Source organism: Agromyces tardus (assembly GCF_003710805.1).
GTDB lineage: Bacteria > Actinomycetota > Actinomycetes > Actinomycetales > Microbacteriaceae > Agromyces > Agromyces tardus.
Window position 1 is genome coordinate 70,944 of sequence record NZ_RHHB01000012.1, and the last position, 9,022, is coordinate 79,965.

10 protein-coding genes are annotated in these 9,022 nt (G+C 72.3%); 4 read left to right on the forward strand and 6 right to left on the reverse strand.

Going from position 1 to position 9,022, the window contains the following annotated elements:
- Positions 1 to 12: 12 nt before the first annotated feature.
- The 3 genes from EDM22_RS08835 to EDM22_RS08845 all read right to left on the reverse strand — a co-directional run bounded on the left by EDM22_RS08835 (position 13) and on the right by EDM22_RS08845 (position 3,325).
- Positions 13 to 1,140 (reverse strand): AI-2E family transporter, encoded by a 1,128-nt coding sequence (locus tag EDM22_RS08835; RefSeq protein ID WP_170964071.1) that lies wholly within the window; start codon positions 1,138 to 1,140, stop codon positions 13 to 15.
- A gap of 112 nt (positions 1,141 to 1,252) precedes the next feature.
- Positions 1,253 to 2,413 (reverse strand): serine/threonine-protein kinase, encoded by a 1,161-nt coding sequence (locus tag EDM22_RS08840; protein ID WP_122936697.1) that lies wholly within the window; start codon positions 2,411 to 2,413, stop codon positions 1,253 to 1,255.
- Between the two features lie 192 nt (positions 2,414 to 2,605).
- Complete coding sequence (locus EDM22_RS08845; RefSeq protein WP_122936698.1) at positions 2,606 to 3,325, reverse strand: NUDIX hydrolase; 720 nt, start codon at positions 3,323 to 3,325, stop codon at positions 2,606 to 2,608.
- A gap of 34 nt (positions 3,326 to 3,359) precedes the next feature.
- On the opposite strand from EDM22_RS08845, the gene EDM22_RS08850 reads away from it, so the two are divergent.
- On the forward strand, positions 3,360 to 4,220 hold the full coding sequence (locus EDM22_RS08850; protein WP_122936709.1) for an MBL fold metallo-hydrolase: 861 nt from the start codon (positions 3,360 to 3,362) through the stop codon (positions 4,218 to 4,220).
- A gap of 38 nt (positions 4,221 to 4,258) precedes the next feature.
- Here EDM22_RS08850 and EDM22_RS08855 read toward each other — a convergent pair whose 3' ends face one another.
- On the reverse strand, positions 4,259 to 4,558 hold the full coding sequence (locus EDM22_RS08855; RefSeq protein ID WP_122936710.1) for a DUF1540 domain-containing protein: 300 nt from the start codon (positions 4,556 to 4,558) through the stop codon (positions 4,259 to 4,261).
- Between the two features lie 316 nt (positions 4,559 to 4,874).
- Between EDM22_RS08855 and EDM22_RS08860 the strand changes: the two genes are divergently transcribed.
- Positions 4,875 to 5,942 (forward strand): fatty acid desaturase family protein, encoded by a 1,068-nt coding sequence (locus tag EDM22_RS08860; RefSeq protein WP_122936699.1) that lies wholly within the window; start codon positions 4,875 to 4,877, stop codon positions 5,940 to 5,942.
- 106 nt (positions 5,943 to 6,048) lie between these two features.
- Here EDM22_RS08860 and EDM22_RS08865 read toward each other — a convergent pair whose 3' ends face one another.
- The gene (locus tag EDM22_RS08865) at positions 6,049 to 6,870 is read right to left on the reverse strand and encodes a TerC family protein (protein WP_122936700.1); all 822 of its coding nucleotides are present in this window, start codon (positions 6,868 to 6,870) and stop codon (positions 6,049 to 6,051) included.
- Positions 6,871 to 7,032: 162 nt separating this feature from the next.
- On the opposite strand from EDM22_RS08865, the gene EDM22_RS08870 reads away from it, so the two are divergent.
- Positions 7,033 to 7,656, forward strand: a complete 624-nt coding sequence (locus EDM22_RS08870) for a ClpP family protease (protein ID WP_122936701.1) — start codon at positions 7,033 to 7,035, stop codon at positions 7,654 to 7,656.
- A complete protein-coding gene (locus EDM22_RS08875; protein ID WP_122936702.1) occupies positions 7,653 to 8,261 on the forward strand; it encodes a ClpP family protease in 609 nt (202 codons plus the stop codon). Before EDM22_RS08870 ends, EDM22_RS08875 begins: the two co-directional genes overlap by 4 nt.
- 32 nt (positions 8,262 to 8,293) lie before the next feature.
- On the opposite strand, the gene EDM22_RS20160 is transcribed toward EDM22_RS08875, so the two are convergent.
- A complete protein-coding gene (locus tag EDM22_RS20160) occupies positions 8,294 to 8,776 on the reverse strand; it encodes a helix-turn-helix domain-containing protein (RefSeq protein WP_122936703.1) in 483 nt (160 codons plus the stop codon).
- Positions 8,777 to 9,022 lie beyond the last annotated feature (246 nt).

Sequence of the window (9,022 nt, forward strand, 5' to 3'; positions counted from 1 at the left end):
ACGACCGCGTCGCTACGAAGCGTCCTGCCTCGGGAAGATCACCTTCTCGACGATGATGATGAGCGACGCGGCGATCGGGATCGCGACGAGCGCGCCGAGCACCCCGCCGAGCGTGCCGCCCGCGACGGCGGCGATGACGACGAGGGCGCCGGGCACCGACACCGCGCGGTTCATGATGCGCGGGCTCAGCACGTAGGCCTCGACCTGCATGTAGACGAGGTAGTAGATCGCGGCGGCGAGACCCGTCGCGGGCGACGCGGCGAGGCTCACGAGCGAGATGATGATGGCGCCCGTCAGCGTCCCCACGAGCGGGATCAGCGAGCCGAGGAAGGCGATGAACGCGAGCAGGATGGGGACCGGCGCGCCGATGATCGTCAGGAAGATGAGGCTCAGCACGCCGTTGACGGAGGCGAGGCTGATCTGGCCGATGACATATCGTCCGACCGATCCGGTGATCTCCTGGCTCACGTCGAGGAAGCCCGGACGCGACGACGCCGGCACGAACCGTGCGGCGTAGCGCTTCATCGAGGCGAGGGACGCGAGGAAGTAGAGCGTGAGGATGAGCACGATGGTGGCGCCCGTGATCCCGCCTGCGATACCGGCGCCGACCGCGAGGATGCCGCCGGTGAGCGCGCCGATGTTGTTCGGGTCGGCGAGCCAGTCGCCGATCGCGGCGACCGAGTCCTCGACCCACGTGGCACCGCCGAACGATCCGATCCAGGCGACGAAGTCGCTGTTCTTGAAGTCCTCCACGATCTGCGGCCAGTTGTCGATCGCGTTCGTGATCTGGTCGACGACGATCGGCACGATCGTGGCGATGATGCCGACGAAGAGGCCGATGACGGCCGCGAAGACGATCACGATCGCGGTCCACCGCGGCATCCCCCGCCGCTGCAGCCAGCTCACGACGGGGTCGAGTCCCAGCGCGAGGAACACCGCGAGCGCAATGTAGAGCAGGACCGTGCTGAGCTGTCCGAGGAGTCCGGCGACGAACACCGCCACCAGCACGCCCAGGGCGCCCACGAATCCGATCCGGAACGCGCGGATGCGCAGCTCGGGGGCGGTCGAACGGGAGTCGGCCGTCAGCTCGGCCTGCGGGGGCGCCTCGATGGCGCGCTGGGGGGGCGTGCGTCTCCACATGGGAGCGACGCTACGCCCGGCGTCGGGCGGTGACTCGCTGGCGCGCCGCGGCGCCCCGCGATCGGCCTGCGCCGCGGGGGGCGCCTCGGCCGCGGCCGCACGGTCGAGTCCGTCAGCCACCGACCGGGGCACCCACGCCGAGGGCGAGGGCGACCGCGATGCAGACCGCGACCGTGCCCACCACGACCCCGGCCAGGCCGAGGATGATGCCCACGGGCGACGCCTGCCCGCGCTGGAGCTGGCGCCGCCACGGGTTCGCCGCGCGCTCGTGCTTGCCGCGGGAATCGAGGATCAGGACCCGGATGATGTCGCGCATGGTCGCGGCGACGTCGTGTGCGGTGGGACGCACGGCGGGGTCGTCGGCCGTCATCGCGGCGAGCAGCGCGCGCCACTCGGGAGGCAGGTCGTCGGGGATCGTCGGCGGCCGGTGCAGTCGCGCGAGCGCCGCCTCGATCGGCGTGCCGGTGTACTCCCGCTCCCCGCGGAGCGCCTCGAGCAGGACCAGCCCGAGCGAGTAGACGTCGCTCGCCGGTCCCGCGTCCTCGCCGCGTGCCTGCTCGGGCGAGATGTACGCCGCGGTGCCCATGATCGCGCCGTTGCTCGTGAGCCGGGTCGCGTCGGTGAACTGGGCGACGCCGAAGTCGGCGAGCTTCGCGACGAGCGTGTAGCCGAAGGCGGGCGTCTCGGACAGGAGGATGTTCTCGGGCTTGACGTCGCGGTGCACGACCTCGCGGCCGTGCACGTAGCTGAGCGCGTCGGCCATCTGGGCGCCGATGTCGGCGACCTGCCGCGGCTTCATGGGACCGCGGGCGAGGCGATGGGCGAGCGAACGGCCCTCGACGAGCTCCATCACGAGGTAGCGGCGCTCGCGACCCTCGTGGACGAGCGTGCCGGCGTCGTGGATCTGCACGAGGCCGATGTGGTTGAGCTCGCCGAGCAGCCGGATCTCGCGTTCGCGACGCGCCCGGTCGGCCACGGTGTCGCCGTCGTCGCGGAAGAGCTTGATGGCGACCTGGCGCCCGAGCTCGGTGTCGCGGGCCCGGAAGACGTCGGCCATGCCGCCCGACCCGAGATGCTCGACGAACTCGTAGCGGGCCCGGGTGGGCGGCGCGAGGGGGTTGGAGAGGAAGAGCCGCTCGGCGATGTCGTCCGACTGGTGGTCGGTGTGCGCGATGGATTCGCGAGCGGAGACGTGCTGGGGGGTCGACGGCGTCGACTGCGTGCTGGGGGCTGATGAGGCCTCCTGGCCGCGGGCCACGGATGACTCGGGCATGGAACCTCCTGTTCGGCGGGCGTCGGACCGGAGCGATCGCACTCGACTCCATGCGTGGAGCTGGTTCTCCAGCTCGAATCTCCCGGTACTACCGGTCTGAGGATTCTGCCGGGCGCGACTTCGGGGTCGCAAGTCTCTTGCGCTGGGCGCGAATCTATGGCATGCACGGGCGCGGGCGAGCGCGCGCCCGCTTCAGAAGGAGCGCACGTACACCCAGGGCAGCCGGTCCATCAGGAGGCGATGACGCGGCCCCTCCGCGTCGGGCGCGTCGTCGGGCACGGCGGGGCGCCCGCGGTGCCCGGCGTCGAACTGCTCGTCCTCCTGCCAGTACAGGGCCGTGCGGTCGTCGCTGAACCGTCCGACGAAGGGCCGCACCTCGCCGCGGGCCAGCGTCGCGAGCGCCTCGTCGACGGATGCCGCGTCCTGCAGCCCGTGCAGCGTGACCCACGTGGGCGGGTAGAGCACCATGGTGCCCTCGGCGTGGCGGGCGAGCGCGTCCACCGGACGGATCCACTCGGCCGCGACGAGCTCGTCGGGTGCGAGCCGGATCTCGCCGTCGGGCATGCGCGCGGCGAAGAACCGGGTGCGCAGGCGCTTCTCCACGCCCTCGGGCGGGCTCCACACGGCGAACGCCACGAGCTCGCCCGGGTCGACGACGAGCCCCGTCTCCTCGAGCGTCTCGCGCGCGGCGGCGCGTCGGGCGGCGGGTTCGGAGTCGAGCGGATCGCCCGCGGCATCCGCCCCGTCGACGACCCCGCCGGGGAAGACCCAGGCGCCGCGGAACGAGCCTCGATCGCTCGGCCGCTCCCCGAGCAGGAGTTCCATGCCGCGTTCGCCGTCGCGCAGCAGCACGACGGTGGCCGCGGATGCCGTGCGGGGCGGCGCGATCGAGGGGTCGACGTCGGTGTCCATCCCGCCAGCCTACGCGCGCGGTTACACTGCCGGGATGGGCGGCGCGGAGGCGGACACGGACGGCACGATCCCCCGGGAGGCGACGCTCGTGCGGGCGCCGAACCCGGGCCCGATGACGCTCGACGGCACGAACTCGTGGGTGCTGCGGGCGCCCGGCGCGGGGGCGGGCGGCGCAGGGGCGGGCGGCGCGATCGTCGTCGACCCCGGTCCCGACGACGCCGGTCACCTCGCGCGCCTCGCCGAGGGCGGCGTGGCACTCGTGCTCGTCACGCACCACCATCCCGACCACACCGAGGCCGTCGACGCGTTCGCCCGGCTCACCGGCGCCCCGGTGCGCGCGATCTCACCGCAGTGGTGCCGCGATGCGGAGCCGCTCGTCGACGGCGAGCGCATCCGGGCGGCCGGACTGGAGCTCGAGGTGCTCGCGACCCCTGGGCACACCGCCGACTCCGCGTGCTTCGTGCTGCGCCATGCGGGCGACGGCGACGCCGACGGATCGGGCGTCGACCGGGCCTCGCCCGGCGCACCGCTGGGCGTCCTCACCGGCGACACCGTCCTGGGCCGCGGCACGACGATCATCGCCGACCCCGACGGCGCCCTGGGCCCGTACCTCGACTCGCTCCGCAGGCTGCGGGAACTCGGCGCCGGAGGCCCGATCCCCGTGCTCCCCGGCCACGGGCCGGCGCTGCCCGACCTCGCGGCGATCTGCGACGCCTACCTCGCCCATCGCGCGGAACGCCTCGACCAGGTGCGTGCCGCCCTCGCGCGGCTCGGCGCGGACGCCTCCGCCGAGTCCGTCACCGACCTCGTCTACGCCGACACGGATGTCTCGGTGCGCACGGCGGCGGAGGCATCCGTGCGCGCGCAGCTCGCGTTCCTGCGGGCGCGCGACTGATCGCGACACCGCCACCCGCCCGCTGACGCGGAGGAAGGTCAGCGCGGCTCGTACGTCAGGCAGTCGGCCGCGTCGGCGCCGGGACCGATGCGCACGGCCGTCGCGGTGCACTCGAGCGACTCGTTGTGCACGCACTCGCCGCGCTGGCAGGCGCCGACGTGCGTGAGCACCTTGTCGAGTCCGCCCTTCGTGCCGAGGGGGATGAAGGTCGCGCACTCCGCGTCCCCGACGGACCCGGCGATCGTGACCGCCGCGGCGTGGCAGTGGGAGTGGTCGTTGTACGAACACCCCGCGACGGAGCATTCACTGACGGCGGGGAGTTCGGCGAGGGTGCTCATCTTGACCTCCGGATGCATCGGCGTCGACGTTGCGCCGATGCTAGCCCCGATCCGCCGCCGCCGACAGGGCCACGCCGCGATCGCGCGCCGGATCGCACCCTCGGCCCATCCGTTCCGATGCACAGGCGCACCGGGGTGAACTCACAGCCCCTGCGCACCGCCCCCGGTTAGACTCGGCATATCATTCAGCGGGCGCTCGCCCGTGCGACACCGGCTGGGAAGCCGTCAACAGGCCGGACGACACGCCATCTCCTCCTCCTCCGCCGGGGCTCCCGGCATCCTTGTCCCCGCTCCCCAGACCGCAGTCCTCGGCAACGTGCGTCGCACGCAGCCGAAGACCGATCGCCCGAACGTGACGCAGAGCTACACCGCCGTCGCGCAGGTGGTGCGCGAGAGCGGCCTCCTGACCCGCACGCGCTGGTTCTACGCGCTCGTGCTCGGCGCCCTCGCGCTCGCCCTCGGCGGTGCCGCGACGGGATTCATCCTGCTGGGCGACACCTGGTACCAGCTGCTCATCGCGGGCGCGCTCGGCATCATCTTCACGCAGATCGCCTTCGTGGCGCACGAGGCGTCCCACCGTGCCGTGTTCACGTCGGGTCCGCACAACGACCGCCTCGGCCGCACGCTCGCGACCGCGCTCGTGGGCATCAGCTACGCCTGGTGGATGAACAAGCACAGCCGCCACCACGCCAACCCGAACAAGGTCGGCAAGGACCCCGACATCGACTTCGACACGATCTCCTTCACCGAGGAGGACGCGGCGAAGCAGAAGGGCCTGATGGCGTGGATCACCCGCCGCCAGGGCTACCTGTTCTTCCCGCTGCTGCTGCTCGAGGGCGTCAACCTCCACGTCACGTCGGTGCGCACGCTCTTCGCGCGTCGCCGCATCGAGGGCCGCGGCCTCGAGCTCGGCCTCATCGCCGCCCGCTTCATCGTGTACTTCGGTGCCATCTTCTGGTTCCTCCCGCTCGGCATGGCGTTCGCGTTCATCGCCGTGCAGCTCGCGGTGTTCGGCGTCTACATGGGCGCCTCGTTCGCCCCGAACCACAAGGGCATGCCGATCGTGTCGGCCGACTCGAAGCTCGACTTCTTCAGCAAGCAGGTGCTCACCTCGCGCAACATCATCGGTGGCTGGTGGGCCACCACGCTCTACGGCGGCCTGAACCACCAGGTCGAGCACCACCTGTTCCCGAGCATGCCGCGTCCGCACCTCGCGAAGGCGCGGCGCATCGTCAAGGAGCACTGCGCGACCGTGGGCGTGCCCTATACCGAGGCCACGGTCCCGGAGTCGTACGGCATCGTCGTGAGCTACCTCAACCGCGTCGGCCTCTCCGCCCGGAACCCGTTCGACTGCCCCATGGTCACCGAGTACCGACGCAGCTGATCGGCATGGGCGGCCCGGCCCGGGCCTGAGCACGACGCGAGCGGATGCCGCGGGCGAGAGCCTGCGGCATCCGCTCGTTCGTGCGTCGCGGGCGCCCGCCGCGCGATCAGCGCTCGAAGCCGACCGGGGCGTGACCCGACGGGTCGGCGGACTCGTCGTCGACGTACTGCTGGTGCAGGCGCACGGGCTCGGCCGCGGCCGTCGCGCCGGCCCGCTTCTTCTTGCGCGCCGCGGCGGCGAGGTTGAGCAGCTCCACGAAGATCGCGAACGCCATCGGCACGTAGATGAGGGCCTTGTCGATCTTGACGCCGAAGCCGTCGGCGATGAGGAAGACGCCGATGAGGAGCAGGAACGAGAGCGCGAGCATCTTGACCGTGGGGTGGGCGTTGACGAACGCGAAGATGTAGCGCGCGGCGAAGAGCATGATGCCGAACGAGGCCACCACGACGGTGATGATCACGAGCATGTTCTCGGTCATGCCGACGGCCGTGATGACCGAGTCGAGCGAGAACACGATGTCGAGTGCCAGGATCTGCGCGAGGACCGCGCCGAACGTGGCCGTGCCGGCGCCCGTGGTGTGCTCCTCCTCGCCCTCGAGCTTGTGGTGGATCTCGGTGACCGCCTTGTAGACGAGGAAGAGGCCGCCGGCGATCAGGATCAGGTCCCGCCCCGAGAAGCCCATCCCCCAGAGCTCGAAGAGGTCCTCCTTCAGGGTGATGATCCACCCCGCCGCGAACACGAGCGCGATGCGCATGAGCATCGCGAGCGTGAGGCCGAGGTTGCGGGCCCTCGCCTGGCGCTCGACGGGCAGCTTCGAGGCGAGGATCGAGATGAAGATGACGTTGTCGACGCCGAGCACGACCTCCAGCACGAACAGGGTGAGGAACACGACGAGCAGGTCGGGCGTGAACGCGAGTGAGAAGTCCATGCATTCATTCTCATGGAACGACTGAGCCGCTCCCGCGCAGGCGGCGCTGCTGCCGCTCCCGTTCCGCCCTGCGCGGATCCGCCGTGGGCAGTGCTGCCGTGGGCAGTGCTGCCGTGGGCGGCATCCGCCCCACGACGGCCGGCGGCGGCGCAGGCTCGAGGCATGAGCGAACACGACACCCTCCCCGCGCCCCCGATCGACCACGAGCTGACCGCCCGGCTCTTCTACCACCGCGTCGTCGTGCTCGGCGACGAGCTCGACCAGCAGGGCGGCAACCGCCTGGTCGCCCAGCTGCTCACGCTCGCGGCCGACGACCCGAAGCGCGACATCCGCTTCTGGATCAACTCCCCCGGCGGTTCGGTGCCGGCGATGCTCGCGATCATGGACGTCATGCGGGCGATCCCGAACGACGTCTCGACCGTCGCGATCGGAATGGCGGCGAGTGCGGGGCAGTTCCTGCTCAGCGCCGGCACGCCCGGCAAGCGGTTCGCGCTGCCGCACGCGCGCATCCTGCTGCACCAGGGCTCCGCGGGCATCGGCGGCTCGGCCGTCGACATCGAGCTGCAGGCCGACGACCTGCGGTACACGCGCGACACCGTGCTCGGCCTCACCGCCGAGCACACGGGCCAGCCGCTCGAGCGGATCGAGCGGGACTCCCTGCGTGACCGCTGGTACACGGCCGAGCAGGCCGTGGACTACGGATTCATCGACCGCGTCACCAGCGGCTTCGACGACCTCGTGCCGACCGGGGACCGCCCCGTCACCGGACTGCGGGTGTCCGCATGAGCACGTACTCGATCCCCTACGTCGTCGAGCGCCGCGGCAACGTCGAGCGCACCGTCGACGTCTACAGCCGCCTCCTCGGCGACCGCATCGTCTACCTCGGCACGGAGATCGACGACGGCGTCGCGAACGTGCTCATCGCGCAGCTGCTGCACCTCGCGTCCGAGAGCCAGGACGCCCCGATCAGCCTCTACGTGAACTCCCCCGGCGGGTCGCCGAGCGCCGCGCTCGCGGTCTACGACACGATGCGGCACATCCACCCCGAGGTCGCGACGACGTGCGTCGGGCAGGCGGGCGGCCCGGCCGCGGTGCTGCTCGCGGGCGGCGCGCGCGGGCGCCGGTCGATCCTGCCGCACGCGAAGGTGACGCTGCACCAGCCGTCGTCGCAGGGTCGCGGCACCGTGCCCGACCTGATCCTGCACGCCGACGAGGTGTTGCGGGTGCGGGCCGAGCTCGAGGCCGCGCTCGCGGCCGACACGGGTCGCGACCTCGCGGCGCTGCGGCACGACACCGACCGCGATCTCATCCTGCCCGCGGCGGCCGCGGTGCAGTACGGGCTCGCCGATCACGTGCTGGCGGCGCAGGCGCGGGTCCAGCCGGCCGCCTGACGGCGGCGGCGGTGGCGGGGCGGATGCCGCGGCTACGCGACGAGCAGCAGCACCGTGCCGTCGGACCGCGCCCCCGCCGCGCCGACGCCCTCGGCCGGCCCGCCGGCCCGCTCGGGAACCGCGGCGAACTCGAGCACGGAGCGCCGCTCGATCGCCGGGCCGAGGTCGAGCACGGGAGCGCGGAACTCGCGCGGGGCGAGCCGGGCGGCGACGCGAGCGGCGAGGTCGCCGAGGCCGAGTCCGAGGGCGCCGGCGACCGATCCGAGGATCTCGGACGAGGGTTCCTTGCGCCCGCGCTCGATCTCGGACAGGTACTGCGGGGACACGCCGGCCGTCTCGGCGACCTCGGTGAGGATGCGTCGCTGCTCCTGTCGCTCGGTGCGCAGCACGTCGCCGACCTCCTCACGCCAGAGCGGACGGGGCTCGGCTCGGCGCGGCGCCAGGACGGCGTGCGCAGCGGGCGCTCCGGGCGCTGCATCCGCTCGTCTCGCCGGTGGGAACGCGATCTCGACCATGCCACCGAGGCTAGCCAGCCACCTCGCGCCCGACCAGACCGATCCGCTCACAGCAGAACGTACGCCGCGCATCGCGCCGGTCCGGCTGCCCGTTCCGATGACTACGGCACTGATGCGATTTCAGCATCAGTGCCGTAGTCGACGGCGGCGGCCACGACTGCTCGCGACACGCCTACCCCTCGGCGCCGCCCGCGCCGCCGCCGCCCGCGCCGCCGTCGCGCGGCGGCGCCTCGCGCAGGCGCAGCG